This is a genomic window from Thermococcus sp. P6, from assembly GCF_002214525.1.
Classification (GTDB): Archaea; Methanobacteriota_B; Thermococci; order Thermococcales; family Thermococcaceae; genus Thermococcus.
Genome location: NZ_CP015104.1, coordinates 1,452,816 through 1,472,565, shown reverse-complemented (window position 1 = coordinate 1,472,565; position 19,750 = coordinate 1,452,816). Strand labels below are relative to the sequence as shown.

Sequence of the window (19,750 nt, the reverse complement as noted above, 5' to 3'; positions counted from 1 at the left end):
AATGGCCGAGGCGAATCAGCTGTTCAAGGAGTTTAAGGTTCAAAGCGTCAGTGAGTTCTTCCGCAGGAACGCGGCCATGCTCGGTTACACGGGTAAAGTGCGTTCCCTCACCACCGTGATCCACGAGGCGGTAACGAACTCCCTTGATGCCTGCGAGGAGGCCGGAATACCACCGTATATCAGGGTTGAACTCGAAGAGCTCGGAAAGGAGCACTACAGGGTTATAGTCGAGGACAACGGTCCCGGTATCCCCGAGAAGTACATAAACCACGTCTTTGGAAAGATGCTGGCGGGCACGAAGGCCCACAGGAACATCCAGAGCCGTGGCCAGCAGGGTATAGGTATAAGCGGTGCGGTGATGTTCGCCCAGGTGACTAGCGGGAAGGCAACCCGCGTCATAACCTCAACGGGAGGGGACATCTTAGAAGCGTGGGTCAAGATCGACGTGGACAAAAACGAGGGAAAAGTCGTAAAGAAGGAGAGGCATCCAAATCCCCGAGGCTGGCGCGGGACGAGGATCGAGCTTGAGGTGAAGAACGTTAGATACATCCTCTCGAAGCAGGGCGTCTACTGGTACCTGAAACTAACGGCCATAGCAAACCCCCACGCCCACATAGAGCTCATAGAACCCGACGGCAGGCTGATAGTCTTCCCGAGGTCGAGTGACGAGGTTCCGGAACCGCCCGTCGAGATGAAACCCCATCCGAAGGGTGTGCTTACGGATGACGTTTACAGAATGGCCCGAAAGAGCCGGCGCACCACGGTAAAGCGCTTCCTGATCGGCGAGTTCTCGCGCACGAGCGAGGGTAAGGTGAAGGAGCTCATCGAGTACATCGCCGCCCTGAGGCTCATAAAGACGGAGACGGACAAAAACGTTCAGGAGCAGCTCTACGAGAGGCTCATGAACGGGGAAGTTAAGGAGGTCCTCCGCTCCTTCAGGGGTTACACGAAGGTTGTAAAGCAGGTCGCCAGGCTCATGGAAAAGCCCCCCGAAAAGCTCACATGGCACGAGGCCGAGGAGATAGTGGAGGCCTTTAAGTACATGAAGTTCCTTGCCCCGCCAACCCACGGGCTCAGGCCGATAGGGGAGGAGAACATCGAGAAGGGCCTTAAGGGAATCCTCAAGCCGGAGTTCGTGACGGCCGTAACGAGACCGCCGAAGGTTTACTCCGGGGGTATACCATTCCAGGTCGAGGTCGGCATCGCCTACGGCGGAGAGATCGAAAACGGCTTCGAGCTTTTGAGGTACGCGAACAGGGTACCGCTCCTCTTCGATGCCGGCTCCTGTGTAACGACCCTTGCTTCCAGATCCGTGGACTGGAAGCGCTACAGGGTGCAAGACCCGGAACATACTCCTCTGGTGCTGCTGATAAACGTCGTCAGCGTTCACGTTCCCTACACGGGCACGGGGAAGCAGAGCATAGCCAGCGTTGAGGAGATTCAGAACGAGATAAGACTCGCCATAATGGACGCGGCGAGAAGGCTTAAAACCTACATCAGCGGAAAACACAGGACGCTCCATCAGGTCAGGAGGAGGAAAACCTTCGAGAAGTACGTTCCCGAGATAGCGAGGGCCCTGAGCATACTCACGGGCGAGGACGAAGGGGTCATCGCGGACTACTTCCTGAAGTTTATAGAGAACCGCTTCAAAGCGAGGGAGACCCGGAAGGCGGAGGTGAGCGAGAGTGCCTAAATCGGTAAAACGGGAAAAGCCGAAGGAAAAGTTCTCCTACGATCCCACCAAGGTGCTGAGCAGACTTGAGGAGCACGGAAAGAGGATCCTCGAAGAGGTAAAGAACGGGAAGAACCCGTACTTCGACATCCCCATGCGCGGGCGTGGCAACGTCTACTTCGATGATAAGAGACGCGTCATCATGATGGGGGACAAGCTCTCGAGGCGCTATTTCCTCAACGTGGCCCACGCAAGGAAGTTCATGCAGACGCTACTCATGATGGCCTACGTCAAGCGCCTCGTGAAGGAGAGAAAGCACGCGAGCCTCCGTGAAGCCTACTACGCAAACAAGCACACCATACCCGGAACGAGGAAAAACACCTTCGAGGACCAGAGGGAGAGCGACCCCATCATAGAGGACCTCGAGAGAATGCTGGGGGTCCTGCGCGAGGAAATGCACCTCACAGCGGACAGGAGGGGCTACATATACGGGGACGTAACCATAAGGGACGGTGAGGACGAGTTCAACACGAGCAGGCTCGGAATGGGCGGCTGGGCCGTGCCGGGAACGGTTGAACACCTCCAGTTCGTCGAGGTCAACGTCGACTACGCGCTGGTCGTTGAGACGGCAGCCATGGCCGACAGGCTGATAGAGGAGAAGTTTCCCCGGCGGGAGAACGCCCTCATCGTAGCCACTCAGGGACAGGCTTCGCGCGGCGTCAGGAGGCTCATCCACAGGCTCCATTACGAGGAGGGATTGCCGATCATAGTCTTCACGGACGGGGATCCCTACGGATGGTACATCTACTCCACCATAAAGCAGGGTTCCATAAACCTCGCCTACCTCAGCGACAAACTGACCACCCCTGAGGCAAAGTTCGTGGGAATGACGATGGACGATATAAAACGCTACGGCCTCGAGAACGTTACGGAAAAGCTCAAAGGGATCCCACCGAACAAGAAGGGCGGTCCCACGGGCGACTACAAGCGCATTCTGGAGGAGATGGAATACCCGTGGTTCCAGAGGAAGGAGTGGCAGAGACAGCTCAAGATGGCCATCAAGATGGGGGTCAGGATCGAGCAGCAGGCCCTGGCCAACAAGAGCCTCGAGTTCGTGGCGAGGGAGTACCTACCCGAGAAGATAAACAACGGTGAGCTACTGCCATGACGACGACGGAGGAACTCGTCGCACGGGTGAACAAGACACTGGACGATATTGGAATAGACATGGATGGGTTATTCGAGACCTTCCACGTTCCCACCCTCTTTTACAGGCTTAAGGAGAACCTATCACTCCTTCAGGACCTTGAGAAGGAACTGTCAAGGCGCGTGGGCGGGACGGGTTTGCCCTCCTCCGGCAAACAGGAGAGGGATCCCCATCTCCAGTGGATCTACAGGAAGAAGCGCAACAGGATTCTGGCCCTTGAGAGACTCACCTCAGCGATAACCGCCCACAAGATGGCCCTGTCTCTGATATCGGCCAACTACACCTTTTTCCTCGGAAGGAAACCTCTAAGCTCCGAGGAACTGAAGAGGGATAACCTCGATAAAGTCGACGCCCTTCCCCGGAAGGTTTCCATCGGCAGGGTGGAGGTCCTTCCCCACCTCGCCTACTCCGGCGACGTTCTGAGGCTTCTGGCAAGGGAAAGCGTATCCGTCAGGGAATCCTTCAAAGCCATAAAGGGCAGACTCCGCGAGAAGGGAATCGTTAACGCCAGCAGTGTCAGAATAGAGGTGGATTACTGGGACAACAACAGGCTCAAAAAGGACAGAATCTACCTCCCGGCGGACGCTGACATAGAGGTCGAACTGAGAAAACGCTACGGTAAGAGATTCCGCTGGCACGTTCTAAACTTCGCCAAAACCCGGGGAACGCTCATAAACAACCACTACACCGTCGACAACCTTTCCCTCGCCTATTCCATCCTTGATCCGGAGGATGGAATGAAAAAACTCGGCCTCGACCTTTTCCGTTACTACTTCCTGACATCGAAGAACGAGAGGGAGACCCTCGGGATCTATCCCGGGATAAAGCTCTGCCTTAACTGCCACTACTCCATACTCGACGTTCCCTTCAGGGAGGAGCCGAACTTCAGGACGGGCTACGGGAGCATGCTCGTCATACGGAAGTGCGAGATGGAAAACTTCCTCGTGGGCAGGAGGAAGAAGATATTGAACACCCCCAACTACCTGCTCGGGGGGGTCCTCCTCTACGGCATGACCGATTACACCACGGACGAGGTGGCCGGACTCCTCGGCATTCCCGGGGACGAGCTTGAAGAGGCCATAAAGAAGTTCGTTATCTCCGGCCTTCACAAGACCCTCTTCGCCAGCACCGAGAGGTTCGAGAGGTTCCTGCCGGAGAGCGATAAGGCAAGGAAGTTTTTAGCCCTCCTCAGGGGATGAGCCCATGAGGGTGGAAGTCAAGGCCCGGAACGTTCCGGAACTCCTGAGGAAGCTCAGGAACCTTGACGAAAACGTTACCGAAGTCTACGTGAACCTCCGCCCGACGGCCGAGATAGTGGTGGCGATACTCGATCGCGCCCCAAACGTTAGGAGGATCTCCTGCCCCCCGAGCCTGTATCCAAAGGTTTCCAGGAGGGTTATCGAGGCCCTATCCCAGCTGGGGATAGAGCTCGTCCCCGAGGGCTATCCGCGGGGAAGGCCGAGAAAGTACGATGAGGGGACCGTTCGGAAGGTTCGGACGCTCTTCCGGGAGGGCGTCCCTGCGAGGGAGATAAGCGCCAGAACCGGCATTCCCCTCCGGACGGTCTACTACCTGATCGAACGGAATGGGGTTGAGTGATGGAAAGGACAAAGGTGCTTTACGCTCTCCTCTTCCTTTCCTTCCTCCTTATCTCCTCACTCATGGGCGGGGGCAGGATAGGAGGGGGAACGACGGTCTTCAACTTCGAGTGGATCTTTTTCTTCGCCAGCATCTTCCTGTTCGGGGCCGCAGGTTACACGTTAAAGCTTCTCCTCGAGGGGAAACTCCAGAGGGGGACCGGGAGGCCCAGCAGGGGAAACGTTCTTGCCGGTGCAATAACCCTGTTAGCCATCTTCGTTGCCCTTAAACTGCTCTTTGAAAAAAAGCCGGAAAAACTCGTGAGGGGCGGAGGGGTGGGGGAAACGATCCCGGGGATCCGGTACAACGTCACCCCAAACGATTTTGTGGTTACCCTGAGGGACCTTCCATGGATATTCTACGTCCTTCCCCTCGTCCTTTTCTTCGCGATCCTCCTGACCGTCAAGAAGCGGAAAACGGCAGGGGTCTTTGAGGTGAAGTTCGAGCCCGGCATGAGTTACGAGTCAATAGAGGGGACGCCCGAGGAGAGGGTGATAAAGATGTACAAAAACGTCACAGCGGGCCTCGTTATGAAGGGTTACCCCTACAGGAAGAGCTGGACGCACCGGGAGTACGAGGAGAGGCTGAGGGGGATCTTTCCCGACATCAAAGACCTCGACGTTCTCACGGAGGTATTCGAGAGGGCCAGATACGCCGGAAGGCTCGGGGAAGATGAAGTCATCAGGGCGAGGAAGAGCTACGACAGGCTCATGAAGATGTTGAGGTAGGTTTAAAAGGTCCCCGAATTAGAAGTCCCTAAAAAACCGAGGGTGATCCCATGCCCGTTGAAACTCAGGAGGAAAGGCCCGAGATAATGGAACGCCTTTACCGTGTCGGAATAACCGATCTGCGCACGGTGGCGAAGATAAACTGGAAAGGGAAGGTTTACACGTTTCTCCCTGTGTTCGAGGTGACCATAGACGTCCCGGCCGAGAAGAAGGGCATCCATATGAGCCGGCTGGTTGAGAGCATAACCGAGGCCATGAGCGAGGCCGTTGAGGAGGAAGTGGGCGGGGCTCACGGCTCCCTTGAGGAACTCGGGAGGTGCGTTATAAGGAGACTCGAGGGAAAGCACCCCCACAGGCGCGCGGAGGTCTGGATAAAGACCCACCTCATAATCCCCCGGGAGACGCCCGCAAGCGGAAGGACCACCTACGAGCCCTACGACGTTGAGGTCGGGGTGATAAAGCACGATGATAACTCCTTCGAGAAGGTCCTCCGCGTCAGGGTTATAGGAAACACGGTCTGCCCCCACGCCATGGCAAACAACAACGGAAAGACGCACATACAGAGGGCCAGGGGCGAGCTCGAGGTCAGGACGGCCTTTGACGAGGAGATATCCCTCGAGGAAATGATCGACGTCGTCGAAAGCTCCTTCAGCCATCCGACCTACACCCTTCTCAAGACCGTTGACGAGAACGCCGTCGTTCAGGGGATGTACAGGAACCCGAAGTTCGTCGAGGACGTTGCGAGGGAGATATTCTCCAAGGCAAGGGAGCGCTTTAAAGGTAAGATCCACGTCAGGGTGATCAGCGAGGAGAGCATACACAAGCACAACGTCATAGCCGAGACGTGGAGTTAGCGACCGGTTTTCTCCCGCTGGATTTTTTCCACCCGGACCTCAGGTGGCTTGAGCAGGAGTCTTCACTGGGAAAGATTTATAACCGGGCTTCTTTAGTGGGGGGTGAACAGGCTCATCAGTTAGAAGGTGGTGCGAATGGGAAGAAGGGAAGAGATGATTGCGAAGATTAAGGAGCTCATGAACCAGCCCGAGAGGATCAGGAACATGGGTATCGCCGCTCATATTGACCACGGCAAGACGACGCTCAGCGATAACCTCCTTGCCGGGGCGGGGATGATAAGCGAGGAGCTGGCCGGAAAACAGCTCGTTCTTGACTTCGATGAGCAGGAGCAGGCAAGGGGAATCACCATCAACGCTGCCAACGTTTCAATGGTCCACAATTACGAGGGGCAGGATTACCTCATCAACCTCATCGACACCCCGGGACACGTTGACTTCGGGGGTGACGTTACGAGGGCAATGAGGGCCATAGACGGTGCCATCATCGTGGTCGACGCCGTTGAAGGCGTCATGCCCCAGACGGAGACCGTTCTGAGGCAGGCCCTCAGGGAGTACGTTAAGCCCGTCCTGTTCATCAACAAGGTTGACAGGCTGATCAAGGAGCTCAAGCTCGGTCCGAACGACATACTCCAGAGGTTCGCCAAGATAATCACGGACGTCAACAGGCTCATCAAGAAGTACGCCCCGCCGGAGTTCCGGGGCAAGTGGATGGTTAAGGTCGAGGACGGAAGCGTCGCCTTCGGTAGCGCCTACTACAACTGGGCCCTCAGCGTTCCCTTCATGAAGAAGACCGGGGTGTCCTTCAAGCACATCGTTGACCTCACCAACAGCGGCGATCTCAAGAAGCTCAGGGAGATGGCTCCGCTCCACGTTGTCGTCCTCGACATGGTCGTCAAGCACCTGCCGAACCCCCTCGAGGCCCAGAAGTACAGGATCCCGCACCTCTGGAGGGGTGACATCGAGAGCGAGGTCGGTCAGGCCATGCTCGGATGCGATCCGAAGGGCAAGATGGTCATGGTCGTTACCAAGATAATCCTCGACAAGCACGCGGGTGAGGTTTCAACCGGCCGTGTTTGGAGCGGTACCGTCAAAACCGGTCAGGAGGTTTACCTCATCAACGCCAAGAGGAAGAGCAGAATACAGCAGGTTGGCATCTACATGGGTCCCGAGAGGGTCAACATGGAAGCCGTTCCTGCAGGGAACATAGTTGCGGTAACCGGTCTGAGGGATGCGATGGCCGGTGAGACCGTTGCTCAGGAGCCGATCGAACCCTTCGAGGCCCTCCATTACGCGAGCGAGCCGGTCGTTACGGTGGCCATTGAGGCCAAGAACGTTAAGGACCTGCCCAAGCTCATCGAGGCGTTGAGACAGCTCGCCAAGGAGGATCCGACGCTCCATGTTAAGATAGACGAGGAAACTGGCCAGCACCTCCTCAGCGGTATGGGCGAGCTCCATCTCGAGGTCAAGCTCGTCAAGCTCAAGGAGGACTGGAAGCTGGACGTGGACGTTTCACCGCCCATCGTGGTTTACCGCGAGAGCGTCAGCAAGATGAGCCCGATAGTCGAAGGTAAGTCCCCCAACAAGCACAACAGGTTCTACATAACCGTGGAACCGCTCCCGGACGAGATATACGAGGCCATCCACGAAGGATTCATCCCGGAGGGAAGGCCTAAGAACCCGAAGGAGGTCGCCAAGAAGCTCGCCGAGCTCGGCATGGACTACGAGGTCGCCAAGGGAATCGTGGACGTATACAACGGCAACCTGTTCCTTGACAACACGAAGGGTATCCAGTACCTCAACGAGGTCATGGATCTGCTCGTTGACGGTTTCCACCAGGCCATGGATGAAGGTCCCCTCGCAAGGGAGCCGGTCATGAAGGTGATGGTCCGCCTGCACGACGCCAAGATCCACGAGGACAACGTCCACCGTGGTCCGGCCCAGATATACCCCGCAATCAGAGGAGCCATCCAGTGCGCCATCATGAAGGCCGGTCCGGTGCTCTACGAGCCGTACCAGAAGGTCATCATCAACGTTCCCTATGAGTACATGGGTGCGGTGAGCAGGGAGATGAACCAGAGGCGCGGCCAGCTCATCGACATGCGCCAGGAAGGGGAGGTTATGATCATCATCGCCGAGGCCCCGGTTGCCGAGATGTTCGGGTTCGCTGGCGCCATAAGAGGAGCCACGAGCGGAAGGGCCCTCTGGAGCACGGAGCATGCCGGCTTCAGAAGGGTTCCCGCGGAACTCGCCCGGCAGGTGATCAGACAGATACGCCAGAGGAAAGGGCTCGATCCCAACCCGCCGACGGAACAGGACGTCTGCCCGCAGCAGTGAAGCCCTTCACCCTTTTTATTCCTCCGGCGACCTTCTTTTTAGCGGTCTTCGATGGGGATGGATCCCCGTTTTAGTTAACTTTTTAAAGGCTGTCCGTAACTTAAGGCGGAACTCATGAGGTCCTCCCGAGAAACGACGGGTTTCCCGTCCGAGGGGACCGAGGTTCGAAAGATTTAAAAAGCCGTCCTATTCAACGGGATTAGGTCAAAGTACGGAGGTGTATGGAAATGGCTAAGGAAAAGCCACACGTTAATATCGTCTTTATAGGCCACGTCGACCACGGAAAGAGCACCACCATCGGAAGGCTACTCTTCGACACAGCCAACATACCGGAGAACATCATCAAGAAGTTCGAGGAGATGGGTGAGAAGGGCAAGTCCTTCAAGTTCGCATGGGTCATGGACAGGCTCAAGGAAGAGAGGGAGAGGGGTATCACCATCGACGTTGCCCACACCAAGTTCGAGACCCCGCACAAGTACATCACCATCATCGACGCCCCGGGCCACAGGGACTTCGTTAAGAACATGATCACCGGTGCCTCACAGGCCGACGCCGCAGTCCTCGTCGTTGCCGCAACAGATGGTGTCATGCCCCAGACCAAGGAGCACGCCTTCCTCGCCAGAACGCTCGGTATCAACCACATCATAGTCACCATCAACAAGATGGACATGGTGAACTACGACGAGAAGAAGTTCAAGGCCGTCGCCGATCAGGTCAAGAAGCTCCTCACGATGCTCGGTTACAAGAACTTCCCAATCATCCCGATCAGCGCATGGGAAGGCGACAACGTTGTCAAGAAGAGCGACAAGATGCCCTGGTACAACGGCCCGACCCTCATAGATGCCCTCGACCAGATTCCGGAGCCGCCGAAGCCAGTTGACAAGCCGCTCCGCATCCCGATTCAGGACGTTTACTCCATCAAGGGTGTCGGTACGGTTCCCGTTGGCAGGGTTGAGACCGGAAGGCTCAGGGTCGGCGACGTTGTCATCTTCGAGCCGGCTTCAACGATCTTCCATAAGCCCATACAGGGTGAAGTCAAGAGCATCGAGATGCACCACGAGCCCATGCAGGAGGCCCTTCCGGGCGACAACATCGGATTCAACGTCCGTGGCGTTGGTAAGAACGACATCAAGAGGGGTGACGTTGCCGGACACACCACCAACCCGCCAACGGTCGTCAGGCCGAAGGACACCTTCAAGGCCCAGATCATCGTCCTCAACCACCCAACGGCAATCACCGTCGGTTACACCCCCGTTCTCCACGCGCACACCCTTCAGGTCGCGGTAAGGTTCGAGCAGCTCCTCGCCAAGCTCGACCCGAGGACCGGTAACGTCGTCGAGGAGAACCCGCAGTTCATCAAGACGGGTGACTCCGCAATAGTCGTCCTCAGACCGACCAAGCCGATGGTCATCGAGCCCGTCAAGGAGATACCGCAGATGGGCAGGTTCGCCATCAGGGACATGGGCCAGACGGTCGCGGCCGGTATGGTCATCTCCATTCAGAAGGCCGAGTGAGGTCTTCTACCCCCTTTAATTTCCCCATTTCCCGGAGGGACTGAAATGCAGAAGGCAAGGATAAAACTTGCGAGCACCAACGTTAAGGCCCTTAATGAGGTCACCCAGCAGATCAAGGAGATAGCGGACAGGACCGGCGTAAGGATGAGCGGGCCCATACCCCTTCCAACCAAGAGAATCAGGATCACCACCAGAAAGAGCCCTGACGGAGAGGGAACGGCCACCTTCGACAGGTTCGAGCTCCGCGTTCACAAGAGACTCGTTGACATAGAGGCGGACGAAAGGGCCATGCGTCAGATCATGCGCATTCGCGTTCCTGAAGACGTTACCATCGAGATCGAGCTCATCTCGTGATTCTCCTTTTTGTGCCGGGGTAGCCTAGCCTGGGAAGGCGCGGGCCTGGAGAGTCCGTGGGCGTTAGCCCACCAGGGTTCAAATCCCTGCCCCGGCGCCACCAAACTTTTTAACCGGGACGGATCATCCCCCGCTCAGAACGGGCATCACCTTGATCTCGTCTTTATCCTCAACCTCGGCATCGCCCCTCGCCGGGTGGCCGTTGATCATGATGATCTTATCGCGGAACTCACGATACCTCGGGATAACCTCCTCCAGAATCTCATCGACCCTTTTGGGGGCATCGATCCTGACCTCGATTTCCCTCGCCCTTGCGAGGTGTGCGAAAGCTCCCATGAGCTTAATCCTCACCATTGAAACCACCCGTAGCGGATTTTAAGCAAAAACCCATAAGTAAGGAATAAGAAAAAGAAGATCACTCGAGCTTCGTGACCTTCTCAAGTTCTGGAACAACGAAGTCGAGACCGAGCTCCTTAAGCGTCTCCCTCTTCGGGATCCCGCGCTCGTCCCAGCCTCTAAGTTTGTAGTACTCGCTGAGCAGTTCGTCGTACTTATCCTTTTCAAGGTGCTGTCCCCTGTGGGGCCCGCTCTTGAGTCCCTCTTTGAACCACCTCTCGGGCGGATAGTCCATCTTCCTGTCCCAGTTGCCGTTGAACTCCCTGACCCAGTAGGCCCTTATGAGGGCGTAAACCCTGTCGGCGGCTTTGTAGAGGTCGTCCCATGTGTATTTGACGCCGGTGATGGCCTCAATGAGCTTCGGATAGTAGTCTATGCTGAGCCCAACCTCAACCCACGGGAGCCTGCACGCGCTTAGCATCTCGAAGAGCCCGCCCCTGAGTCTCTGAAGCTCGATGACCTTTGCGGCCTTCTCCGGACCGTAGGTGATCTTGTATTCGACTTTCTGGGCCTTTTCACCCTCTATGGGGGCGGTTCCTATCTCCCATGCGATGACCCACGCTTCCTTGTGGTGCGCTCCGATGGAGCTGGTTCCGTAGGCGAGGGCCATTGCCGGATAGATGAAGCAGTTGTAACCGCTCACTTCGAGGCCCTTCACGTGCATCGCGAAGTCCTTAGCGTTAAGCTTCTCGCTCATGGCCTTGACGCCTTCAGCTGCGAAGTTTCCGAGCTCTCCCCTGCGGTACGCTATGTCTAGGGCGAGCTGCTTCGCCTTCTTGAAGTCCCCGAATTCGGGAGCGTCTTCCTTGATGAGGCCCTTCTCCCCGGCTTCCATTACGAACGCCAGCGAGCCGCCAAGGGATATCGTGTCCATACCCATCTCATCCGCTATCCTGTTGAGGACCGAAACCTCGTTGAGCTTTCCAATGCCCAGGTTGGCTCCCAGCAGGGCAACGTTCTCGTAGTCGAGCTCGCTCTCAAGCCCCTCGGCATCGAGGACGACGTTTCCACAGGGCATGTTACAGTAGGGGCACCCGCGCTGCTTGACCTTCATTCCCTCCATAGTGTAGCCGTCTATCGAGCGGGCGAACTCAAAGGAACCATCGCTGAAGTTCCTCGTCGGGAGCGCCGAGTTCTCGTTGGTCCACTCCACGGCCGCCATCGTTCCCTGCCTCTTCCAGAAGGGATAGCCGGGTGAGTTGAGTATCTCGTTGTAGGCTTCCTGTGAGAGCTTTCTGAGTTTTTCCTTATCTGCAACTGGAATTTCTTTAGTACCTTTTATAACGACGGCTTTGAGCTTCTTGCTTCCCATTACCGCACCCATACCGGGCCTTCCAGCGGCCCTACCCTCCTGTGAGATCACCACCGCGTACTTAACGAGGTTCTCTCCAGCCGGGCCGATACTCAGAACGCCCACGTTCTTTCCGTGTATCTTCTTGAGCTCCCTCTCGGTCTCGAAGGTCGTTTTGCCCCACAGACCCTCGGCGCTCAAAATAGCGACATCATCGTCCTCGATGTAAAGGTAAACCGGTTTTTTGGCCTTTCCTTCAACTACAATAGCGTCATAACCGGCCTTCCTCAGATGGACCGTTGCCATGGTACCGAGGTTGCCATCGCCGTAACCACCCGTGAGCGGGCTTTTTGCAGCTACCACCATCTTGCCCCCGCTTGGGGTTGGCAGACCGTTGAAGGGACCCGAAGCAAAGACGAGCTTGTTATCCGGGCCGAGCGGATCAACGTTCTTAGCCTCGTTCCAGAGGATCCAGGCGGCCAGACCCCTGCCACCTATGAAGTTTTTGGCCACCTCTTCGGGGTACTCCTGCACCCAAATCTTGCCACTGGTCAGGTCGACCCTGAGAATCCGCCCCCACCATCCTTTCATGCTCATACCAGAATCACCTCGAAAGATTTTCGATTCGGAGAATATAAGGTCTTCGCAAATTAAAGCGTTTGAAAATGATGAAAAATTAAGTCCATATGTTAATCTCACACGCTGGAAGCAGCGGCAGGGTGAGGGGTTCATTCGAGGAACCGTTTGAGTGCCGGGTTCATTCCCTGAAAACCCTAACATCCACCACCACGTGCCATACCCCGGGAGCGTAGCGCTTGATGACCAGTTCGTTGAGCTTCTCGACCCTGTAGCCGTGTTCCTCAGCCACCCTCCGGAAGGTCCCAAAGGGTTCCTCCGGCATCAGCTTCGCGGGAACCGTGTTGTGGTAATGTATGATTCCCCCATCCCTGACTATGCTCAGGGCCTTGGGTATGAACTCGTGGGTTTTCACCACGTAACCCATGAGCACCCTGTCGGCTATGTTCTCGCCCGGGAAGTCCCGGTTATCGATGTTGTAGGCCGTCATCCTGTCCCGAACCCGGTTCAGCTCGATGTTCTCGACCAGAAATCGGAAGGTGTAGGGGCTCTTCTCAAGGGCCACAACGCGGGCTTTTCCGTGAACTGCCATCGGAAGGCTCAGGTGCCCCACGCCGGCGAACATGTCCACCACCAGCTCGCCGGGCTTCGCCACGCCCGCCATCCTTATCCTCTCCCTGACGTTGGCGGGGGAGAACATTATCCTCGCAACGTCGAGCCTGTACTTCACTCCATTCTCCACGTGTGTGGTTACGGTGTCGTTCCCGTAGAGCACCTCGTAGTTGGTCTCCCTGAACTCGCCCTTTATTCGTCCCTTTCTCACCACGGTTTTAACGTTGAGAACCCGGGCGTAAACTTCCGCGATGCGTTCTTTGTAGGGCTCCAGCTCCGGCCTTAAAGGCAGAATGAGCACGTCACCTATCCGAACCCAGTGTTTTGGAAGCATATCCAAGAGCTCCGGCGTAAGATCCTCTGAAAGTATCTCCCTTATGCGGGGTTTTATCAGCTGTGTACCCGGCATCGACATGGATTCCCCGGAAACTTTAAAAGCCTTCTCCGTCGTTCTGACGGGAAAAGAAGGGAAATCCTTAAAAGGTGCGGATGATAAGGATTAATCGATAAACTCCGGGGGTCGATGAGAGGTATGGACGATGAGTCCTCGAGTAGTTGGTTTTCCCGCCTGTTGAGACCGCGTAAAAAATCGGCCCTTCTCGAGCAGAAACTGAGCCCCGAGGCATACGAGGACTACCGCAGGCTCCTGATGAGGGCCCGTCCTGAGGTGGATGGTTCAAAGCTTATCGTCCGGCTCCCGAACGGCATCGTGGAGCTTGAAAGAGACGCCCTCCGCATCAGGGCAAAGAACCGCGAGAGCGCAGAAAAGATACTCAGGAACCTGCACCACTACCGGCAGACACCGAGCCTGTGGCCTGTCTACGGTCTCAGCTACTCCCTCAGGAGGCAGGAAGGTAACATGTTCTGATTTTTACATATTCTCCCAAAGGTTTAAATGGGCTCGACTCTAACTTCCGGCGGATGAAGACCCTTGCCCAGTCTGATGGGTGATGACGTCGGTATTAGCTGACAGAGGGGCGGTGAGGTTCGCGGGCCGATGACCCGCCCCGTCTACGGAGGGGCGAGCGATGTCCACCGACGAAAACGACGGATTCCTCGAGTTCTACGCCAGCGAAGCGTTGACCTGTCCGAGGAGGATATACTTCCGCCTCAAGGGTTATCCCGAGAGATGGCCAGACTTCGTGAGGGTGAGGCTCAAACAGGGGATAAACACACACAACCTCCTCGGTGAGATCCTGCAGAAGAGGTTCGGGTTTGAGCTCGAGAAACACATGGTGCTTCGATCGCGGAGGCTCGGCCTTGAGATACACGGTAGGGTCGACGCCATAGGAGATTTTCCGATAGAGATAAAGGGTAAGACGAGCCTTCCGAAGGGCCCCTACGACTACCATCTGGCACAGCTCAACATCTACCTCCGGTGGGCGGAGGCAGAGTACGGTTACCTCTACTACATCAAGCTCCACGAGGAGCCCATGAAGGTAATAGGGAAGATCGATTTCTCGCGCTTCCCCATAGTTGAGGGGCCGAACTTCAGGGCCTTCGAAGTTCCCTACGACGGGAAGCTGTTCAGGGAGACCCTCAGGCATTTCTACTCGGTCAAGCGTGCCTACGAGAGGGGAAAGCCCCCGAAGGGCTGGAACAACTACGCGTGCAGGTTCTGCCCCTACAGGTACCTCTGCTATCCTGATGGAGGATAGCTCACTCAGAGGTTCTCCATTTCAACCCCCTATCCACGAAAGCCTCGATTTTTCCCTCGTTGTAGAGCGTTGCCACAAAGGCCCTCAGGGGAACGAGATTCAGTGCAAGCTTCTGTGGCGTGGGTTTCACATCGTAGCTCTGCATAATCCTGAAGGCCAGCTCGTCAAGGCTCATTGGCTTCCTGAGGAGCTCTGGTATCAGCCTTTCAACCTCTCCGATGCGTCTTGCGTTGAGATCGAGCAGTTCAACAGCTTCCTCCCCCTTCACGGGCTTTCCGTGGGAGGGAACGAGCAGAAAACCCTTTTCAGCGTAGTTCCGCAGTTTCTCAATCGAAGCTTTAAACAGCCCCGGCTCAACGAGGTAGGGAACTCCGACACTTTCGATGACCCTCTCCCCGAAAAAGGCGTCGCCCGCGTATATCACACCGTTCTCCCCGTCAAGAAAGCCCGTCATGCCCGGGGAATGGCCGTCCAGCCTTAGGGCCTTCAGACCATTTATCTCATCTCCCCATTCGAAGATCCCGTGGACTTTGACCTCATCCTGAAACTGAAAGACGAGGAACCCCTCGGGCGCTTTTGAGCCGAAGGTAAGCAGCTCCCTGTTAAGGGGGCTCTCGGCTATGGAGAACTCAAAGCGATGAAGCAGAAGCGGAGCCTCCAAGCGGGGGGCCACGGCAACGTGATCCGCGTGCCCGTGGGTTGCCAGTTGCAGTTCTATTCCAACCCCAAGCTTTTTAACTTCCCTTTTCAGGTCCCTGTGCCTTCCGCTCCCGTGACCGGGGTCAACTATCACGGCCCTCCCCTCAAAAACCCTCACAAAGGTCGAAGGGCTCCCCGGATAGAGATAGGCGGAATCACCCAGTTTTCTAAGCCCCATAAACACCACCAGAGCGCCGAAAGATAAAAGGTAAAGGACAAAAAGAGGTCAGACGTGCCTCGGGTAAAGGGTCTTCTTACCCTCTTCCTTGGCCCTCTTAACTGCCTTCTCGATGAGAACCTTGAGCTCGCCCTCAAGAGCGTCGTAGAACTCCGGGCTGACCCTCATCTCGGGCTCTATGGCCTTGACGGCCTCCTTAACCTTGGACTTAACTACCAGCTCTACCATTTTCCTGCACCTCCACTGGAGCCATCTCCAGCGGTTTCTTCTACTCCCGGATGTTTATTAACCTTTTCCCGTTACGCGGGGGGAAAGGTTAAATCCCCTTGGGAGCAAACCTCAGGGGTGGTGTTATGGGGGGAAGGCTGGTGCTCATAGACGGGGAGCACTATCCGGACGTCGTCGCATGGGCCGTCGGAAAGCTGGAGGATGTATGCTGTGCCCTTTTCCTCGGTGGAAGCGAGAAGATCGGGAGCGTGAGGGACATAGAGGAAAAACTTGATCTGAAGGTTTATCACGGGAGCGATTACGTTTCTTCCCTTGAAAGGGCCCTGAGGGAGGAGGACGTAACCGAGGTTGTGGATCTGAGCGACGAGCCTGTGCTTAACTATGAGGACCGCTTTGCCATCGCCTCCATCTGCATGCTCCACGGCGTTCCCTACAGGGGGGCCGACTTTTACTTCCGTCCAAAGCCCCTTAAAACCCTGAAGAAGCCCTCTCTGGCGATCATCGGAACGGGGAAAAGGGTGGGAAAAACCGCCGTCAGCGGGTTCATAGCGAGGACGCTTAAGGAGATAGCCAAGCCGGTGATAGTCACCATGGGCAGGGGAGGTCCGGAAAGGCCCGAGATCGTTGAGGGGGATAGGTTCGAGATAACGCCCGAATTTCTCCTGAAGCTCGCAGAGGAGGGAAGGCACGCGGCTTCAGACCACTTCGAGGATGCCCTAACCGCGAGGGTAACCACGGTGGGCTGTCGCAGGTGCGGCGGGGGGATGGCCGGGTTTTCCTTCTTCGATGTGATCGACGACGGGGTGAGGATCGCCGAGAGCCTGCCCAACGATCTCGTCATCCTCGAGGGAAGCGGAGCAACCTTCCCCGCTTACAGGGCGGACGGTTACGTCCTCGTAACCGGCGCGAGGCAGAAGCTCGACTTCATAAAGGGTTACTTCGGGCCGTTCAGGGTTAGGCTGGCAGATTTGGTCGTGGTTACGATGGCCGATTCCGTCGGTGAGGATCGCCTGAGGGCTCTGGAGGAGGTTGTAGAGTCGATAAACCCGGAGGCGGAGGTTCATCTCACGGCCTTCCGTCCGAGACCCCTTGGAGAGGTATCCGGAAAGAGACTCGGCCTCGTCATGACGTCCCGGGACGCCCTCCCGAAGGCAGGTAAATGGCTCGAGGGGATGGGCGCCGAGGTGGTGGCATCCTCGCCAAACCTGTCCCGGAGGGATGCCCTTATGAGGGATCTGAGGTCCTTCGAGGGCGTGGATGCGGTCGCGGTTGAGCTCAAGGCTGCGGCCGTTGACGTGGTTACGAGGTGGGCGCTGGAGAGGGGCCTCGAGGTGATATACCTCGACAACGAGCCCGTGAACGTGGACGGAAAGGACCTGAAAACGGCCGTTCTAAAGCTGGGACGTTCCATACTGGAGGGAGGGGGATGATAGTCGTCACCGATCCTGAGAGGAGAACTCGCCTGCCCTTCTCGAGGGGCATACTTACGCGCTCCCTAACGCTCGCAGGCGTTGACGTTGGCGTGGCTTACAGCATAGCAACCGAGATCCAGAAGGAACTGGCCAAAGGGGGACACAGGCTTATCACAACCGAGGATATAAGGGGGCTGGCCTATAGAAAACTCCTCGATCACGGCCTCAAAGAGGAGGCGAGGCGCTACCTCTTCTGGCGCCGGTTCAGGAGGCTCAGGATCCCGATAATCCTGCTTCTCGGGGGTGCAACGGGGGTGGGCAAGTCGACGATAGCAACGGAACTGGCTTTCCGTCTCGGCATAAGGAGCGTCATAGGGACCGACACCGTGAGGGAGGTAATGAGGAAGATAATCACGCCTGAACTGCTACCAGAGCTGCACACCTCATCGTTCCTTGCAGGAGTATCTAGCGACGGCGAAGGTTCCCCCATTATAGCCGGCTTTAAAAAGCAGGTGGAACACGTCTCGGTCGGCGTCTCCGCGGTTCTCGAAAGGGCCTACCGCGAGGGCTTTAACGCCATAATCGAGGGCATACACCTCGTCCCGGGCTACCTCGAGCTTGGGAGCAACAGCTTCATGTACGTCATAACTGTGGACGGAAGAAAGGATCTGGAAGCCCGGTTCTACGATAGAGAACGCTACAGTAAACGAAGGGCGGAATACTACATTGAACACATTGATGCGATAATGGAGATACAGGATTTCATCGTTGCAAAAGCAAGGGAACACGGGATCCCGGTCATAAAAAACGTTGAGCTCGAGAGGACAGTTAACAGGATAATGGAAGGGGTGATGGAGCGCCTCATGGAGCGTATCGGAGACGCTATAGAGGTTTAAAGGGCCCCTTTACCTTCCACATCCCGATGGGCCTTCTCGATCCCCACGTGGCCTGCATCTCGAAGGCCACCACCATGTCCGGGTAGACGTCTATGATGTTGAAGCTGTTTCCGTAGGGGTTCCTGTGGAGTTCCCAGCTTATCGAACCGGCGTTGATGATTGGCGTTTTCTCGATTTTGATCCCGAAGGAGTTACCGCCGTGGCCCGTGAGGACGAGGTTGGCCTCACCTTCTGTTATAACCCTGAGAACGTCCCCGGCATCCTCGAGGAACCCCACGTCCCTGCTCCTCGGCACGGGAACCACGTTATGGTGCATAACCACGACGGTAAAGCTGTCCCTGTACTCTTCAAGGAGCCGGGCGAGTTTTTTCTGTCCCATCCTGCCCACGACCCCTATGGGCGTCTCGTACTGGGCACTCAGCACGGGAATAAACGTGAATTTCCCCCTTTCCTTTACCTCGGGTTCGCCGAAGTACTCGGAGAAAAGGTCGTAGCCGAGATAGGTTATGTCGTTGTGGCCGGGAACGACGAGCTTTTCCGTCCTTACCATCTCGTAGAACTCCATGGCCCTTTCGTAGTAGCGTTCTATCCCCATGTCAACGACGTCACCGCAGTGGATCACTATGTCCGGCTTCAGCCTTTCGTTTATGGTCCTGATGGCGTTTTCAAGCACCTTTCTCCTGAAATAAATCCTGTCCGAAACGTTGCTCTCGCTTATCTGAACTATCCTGAGGAGGCGATTTCCCCTTGGAATGAAGAGCTTCGGCTTTACCGGCCTGTGCTCCCGGACCACTTGCCCTCCCGTAACCCTCTTTATCCTAACCTCCACCCGTCCATCTTCATGGAGGGTTACGATGTTGTAGCTGTTCACATCGCCCTTGCGGGTCTTTCTGCAGGAGGTGCAACCGGCGTTGTCAACCACCATGTCCTCTATCCTGTAAACGTTGGGCACGTGCTTGTGACCGCAGGTGTAGAGGTTCACGCCGTGTCTGAGGAGCAGATCGAGGACGTCGCCCGCGTTGAAGAGCACGTTCCTTTCCCTGCCGGTGTCCGGAAGGGGCACGAGGTGGTGGTGGGAGGCCACTATCTTGAACTTCCTGTCCGAGTACTCCTCCAGCTTCTCCCTGAGCCATCTGAACTTGTAACCGCCCAGTCTTCCGTCGCTCAGGTCCGGGATGGTGGAGTCCACCCATATAACCACTCCGTCTTTAAACTCGAAGACACCGTTCAGCGGCCCCACGAACTTCTCGAAGAGGGCGTAACCCACGTTCCTGACGTCGTGGTTGCCGGGAACCACAACGAGGGGTTTTTTGATCTTCCCGAGTTCGTAAGCTGCTCTCTCGTACTCCTCGCGGAGCCCCTGATTGGTGACATCACCGGTGTGTATCACGAAGTCGAAGTTCCCGGTGTTTATCTCGTTGACTATCAGGTCGTAGGCGTACCCCTTGTAGGCGCTCTCGCTCGTTATATGGGTATCGCTTATGTGGGCTATCCTTATCATGG

19 protein-coding genes and 1 tRNA gene are annotated in these 19,750 nt (G+C 56.4%); 14 read left to right on the top strand and 6 right to left on the bottom strand.

Features of this window, described 5'->3' with window-relative positions; genetic code table 11:
* Position 1: 1 nt before the first annotated feature.
* The 10 genes from top6B (at position 2) to A3L12_RS07915 (ending at position 10,401) form a co-directional block, all read left to right on the top strand.
* Entirely contained in the window at positions 2-1,693 is a 1,692-nt protein-coding gene (gene top6B / locus A3L12_RS07960) for a DNA topoisomerase VI subunit B (RefSeq protein ID WP_088883116.1), read from the top strand.
* Entirely contained in the window at positions 1,686-2,840 is a 1,155-nt protein-coding gene (locus tag A3L12_RS07955; RefSeq protein WP_088883115.1) for a DNA topoisomerase IV subunit A, read from the top strand. The genes top6B and A3L12_RS07955 overlap by 8 nt, the downstream gene beginning before the upstream one ends.
* Positions 2,837-4,078: a DUF530 family protein gene (locus tag A3L12_RS07950; RefSeq protein WP_088883114.1), complete on the top strand. Its 1,242-nt coding sequence runs from the start codon at positions 2,837-2,839 to the stop codon at positions 4,076-4,078. Before A3L12_RS07955 ends, A3L12_RS07950 begins: the two co-directional genes overlap by 4 nt.
* Positions 4,079-4,082: 4 nt before the next feature.
* The gene (locus A3L12_RS07945; RefSeq protein WP_088883113.1) at positions 4,083-4,478 is read left to right on the top strand and encodes a DUF1699 family protein; all 396 of its coding nucleotides are present in this window, start codon (positions 4,083-4,085) and stop codon (positions 4,476-4,478) included.
* The gene (locus A3L12_RS07940; protein ID WP_088883112.1) at positions 4,478-5,245 is read left to right on the top strand and encodes a DUF4129 domain-containing protein; all 768 of its coding nucleotides are present in this window, start codon (positions 4,478-4,480) and stop codon (positions 5,243-5,245) included. Before A3L12_RS07945 ends, A3L12_RS07940 begins: the two co-directional genes overlap by 1 nt.
* A gap of 50 nt (positions 5,246-5,295) precedes the next feature.
* Positions 5,296-6,099 (top strand): GTP cyclohydrolase IV, encoded by an 804-nt coding sequence (locus A3L12_RS07935; protein ID WP_088883111.1) that lies wholly within the window; start codon positions 5,296-5,298, stop codon positions 6,097-6,099.
* A gap of 135 nt (positions 6,100-6,234) precedes the next feature.
* Complete coding sequence (locus A3L12_RS07930) at positions 6,235-8,433, top strand: elongation factor EF-2 (RefSeq protein ID WP_088883110.1); 2,199 nt, start codon at positions 6,235-6,237, stop codon at positions 8,431-8,433.
* Between the two features lie 227 nt (positions 8,434-8,660).
* A complete protein-coding gene (gene tuf, locus A3L12_RS07925; protein ID WP_088883264.1) occupies positions 8,661-9,947 on the top strand; it encodes a translation elongation factor EF-1 subunit alpha in 1,287 nt (428 codons plus the stop codon).
* A 45-nt stretch (positions 9,948-9,992) separates the two neighbouring features.
* Positions 9,993-10,301 carry a 30S ribosomal protein S10 gene (gene rpsJ, locus A3L12_RS07920; protein WP_088883109.1) on the top strand — a complete coding sequence of 103 codons (309 nt, stop codon included), beginning with the start codon at positions 9,993-9,995 and terminating at the stop codon, positions 10,299-10,301.
* Positions 10,302-10,314: 13 nt separating this feature from the next.
* A tRNA-Ser gene (locus A3L12_RS07915) sits at positions 10,315-10,401 on the top strand.
* 23 nt (positions 10,402-10,424) lie between these two features.
* On the opposite strand, the gene A3L12_RS07910 is transcribed toward A3L12_RS07915, so the two are convergent.
* From A3L12_RS07910 to A3L12_RS07900, 3 genes are all read right to left on the bottom strand, one after another.
* Positions 10,425-10,655, bottom strand: a complete 231-nt coding sequence (locus A3L12_RS07910; protein WP_088883108.1) for a MoaD/ThiS family protein — start codon at positions 10,653-10,655, stop codon at positions 10,425-10,427.
* Between the two features lie 61 nt (positions 10,656-10,716).
* A complete protein-coding gene (gene for / locus A3L12_RS07905) occupies positions 10,717-12,579 on the bottom strand; it encodes a tungsten-containing formaldehyde ferredoxin oxidoreductase (protein ID WP_088883263.1) in 1,863 nt (620 codons plus the stop codon).
* Positions 12,580-12,745: 166 nt separating this feature from the next.
* Complete coding sequence (locus A3L12_RS07900; RefSeq protein ID WP_088883261.1) at positions 12,746-13,585, bottom strand: class I SAM-dependent methyltransferase family protein; 840 nt, start codon at positions 13,583-13,585, stop codon at positions 12,746-12,748.
* A 123-nt stretch (positions 13,586-13,708) separates the two neighbouring features.
* Between A3L12_RS07900 and A3L12_RS07895 the strand changes: the two genes are divergently transcribed.
* Both A3L12_RS07895 and cas4 read left to right on the top strand, forming a co-directional pair.
* On the top strand, positions 13,709-14,044 hold the full coding sequence (locus A3L12_RS07895; protein ID WP_088883262.1) for a hypothetical protein: 336 nt from the start codon (positions 13,709-13,711) through the stop codon (positions 14,042-14,044).
* 160 nt (positions 14,045-14,204) lie between these two features.
* On the top strand, positions 14,205-14,834 hold the full coding sequence (gene cas4 / locus A3L12_RS07890) for a CRISPR-associated protein Cas4 (protein WP_088883107.1): 630 nt from the start codon (positions 14,205-14,207) through the stop codon (positions 14,832-14,834).
* Position 14,835: 1 nt separating this feature from the next.
* Here the strand turns inward: cas4 and A3L12_RS07885 are convergent, their stop codons facing one another.
* A complete protein-coding gene (locus A3L12_RS07885; protein ID WP_088883106.1) occupies positions 14,836-15,711 on the bottom strand; it encodes an MBL fold metallo-hydrolase in 876 nt (291 codons plus the stop codon).
* Between the two features lie 48 nt (positions 15,712-15,759).
* Entirely contained in the window at positions 15,760-15,939 is a 180-nt protein-coding gene (locus A3L12_RS07880) for a hypothetical protein (RefSeq protein WP_088883105.1), read from the bottom strand.
* 125 nt (positions 15,940-16,064) lie between these two features.
* Here A3L12_RS07880 and A3L12_RS07875 point away from each other — a divergent pair, with 125 nt between their 5' ends.
* Together A3L12_RS07875 and A3L12_RS07870 are read left to right on the top strand one after the other, a co-directional pair.
* Positions 16,065-17,369 carry a 2,3-diphosphoglycerate synthetase gene (locus A3L12_RS07875; RefSeq protein ID WP_088883104.1) on the top strand — a complete coding sequence of 435 codons (1,305 nt, stop codon included), beginning with the start codon at positions 16,065-16,067 and terminating at the stop codon, positions 17,367-17,369.
* The gene (locus A3L12_RS07870) at positions 17,366-18,247 is read left to right on the top strand and encodes a 2-phosphoglycerate kinase (RefSeq protein ID WP_088883103.1); all 882 of its coding nucleotides are present in this window, start codon (positions 17,366-17,368) and stop codon (positions 18,245-18,247) included. Before A3L12_RS07875 ends, A3L12_RS07870 begins: the two co-directional genes overlap by 4 nt.
* Here the strand turns inward: A3L12_RS07870 and A3L12_RS07865 are convergent.
* The gene (locus A3L12_RS07865; protein ID WP_198300079.1) at positions 18,234-19,748 is read right to left on the bottom strand and encodes a metallophosphoesterase; all 1,515 of its coding nucleotides are present in this window, start codon (positions 19,746-19,748) and stop codon (positions 18,234-18,236) included. The genes A3L12_RS07870 and A3L12_RS07865 overlap by 14 nt on opposite strands.
* Positions 19,749-19,750 lie beyond the last annotated feature (2 nt).

What these genes read in the sequence shown, in the direction of transcription:
- top6B (WP_088883116.1), top strand. Translation starts at nt 2, where the DNA reads ATGGCCGAGGCGAATCAGCTGTTCAAGGAGTTTAAGGTTCAAAGCGTC.
- A3L12_RS07950 (WP_088883114.1), top strand. Translation starts at nt 2,837, where the DNA reads ATGACGACGACGGAGGAACTCGTCGCACGGGTGAACAAGACACTGGAC.
- A3L12_RS07945 (WP_088883113.1), top strand. Translation starts at nt 4,083, where the DNA reads ATGAGGGTGGAAGTCAAGGCCCGGAACGTTCCGGAACTCCTGAGGAAG.
- A3L12_RS07940 (WP_088883112.1), top strand. Translation starts at nt 4,478, where the DNA reads ATGGAAAGGACAAAGGTGCTTTACGCTCTCCTCTTCCTTTCCTTCCTC.
- A3L12_RS07935 (WP_088883111.1), top strand. Translation starts at nt 5,296, where the DNA reads ATGCCCGTTGAAACTCAGGAGGAAAGGCCCGAGATAATGGAACGCCTT.
- A3L12_RS07930 (WP_088883110.1), top strand. Translation starts at nt 6,235, where the DNA reads ATGGGAAGAAGGGAAGAGATGATTGCGAAGATTAAGGAGCTCATGAAC.
- tuf (WP_088883264.1), top strand. Translation starts at nt 8,661, where the DNA reads ATGGCTAAGGAAAAGCCACACGTTAATATCGTCTTTATAGGCCACGTC.
- rpsJ (WP_088883109.1), top strand. Translation starts at nt 9,993, where the DNA reads ATGCAGAAGGCAAGGATAAAACTTGCGAGCACCAACGTTAAGGCCCTT.
- A3L12_RS07910 (WP_088883108.1), bottom strand. Translation starts at nt 10,655, where the DNA reads ATGGTGAGGATTAAGCTCATGGGAGCTTTCGCACACCTCGCAAGGGCG.
- for (WP_088883263.1), bottom strand. Translation starts at nt 12,579, where the DNA reads ATGAAAGGATGGTGGGGGCGGATTCTCAGGGTCGACCTGACCAGTGGC.
- A3L12_RS07900 (WP_088883261.1), bottom strand. Translation starts at nt 13,585, where the DNA reads ATGCCGGGTACACAGCTGATAAAACCCCGCATAAGGGAGATACTTTCA.
- A3L12_RS07895 (WP_088883262.1), top strand. Translation starts at nt 13,709, where the DNA reads ATGGACGATGAGTCCTCGAGTAGTTGGTTTTCCCGCCTGTTGAGACCG.
- cas4 (WP_088883107.1), top strand. Translation starts at nt 14,205, where the DNA reads ATGTCCACCGACGAAAACGACGGATTCCTCGAGTTCTACGCCAGCGAA.
- A3L12_RS07885 (WP_088883106.1), bottom strand. Translation starts at nt 15,711, where the DNA reads ATGGGGCTTAGAAAACTGGGTGATTCCGCCTATCTCTATCCGGGGAGC.
- A3L12_RS07880 (WP_088883105.1), bottom strand. Translation starts at nt 15,939, where the DNA reads ATGGTAGAGCTGGTAGTTAAGTCCAAGGTTAAGGAGGCCGTCAAGGCC.
- A3L12_RS07875 (WP_088883104.1), top strand. Translation starts at nt 16,065, where the DNA reads ATGGGGGGAAGGCTGGTGCTCATAGACGGGGAGCACTATCCGGACGTC.
- A3L12_RS07870 (WP_088883103.1), top strand. Translation starts at nt 17,366, where the DNA reads ATGATAGTCGTCACCGATCCTGAGAGGAGAACTCGCCTGCCCTTCTCG.
- A3L12_RS07865 (WP_198300079.1), bottom strand. Translation starts at nt 19,748, where the DNA reads ATGATAAGGATAGCCCACATAAGCGATACCCATATAACGAGCGAGAGC.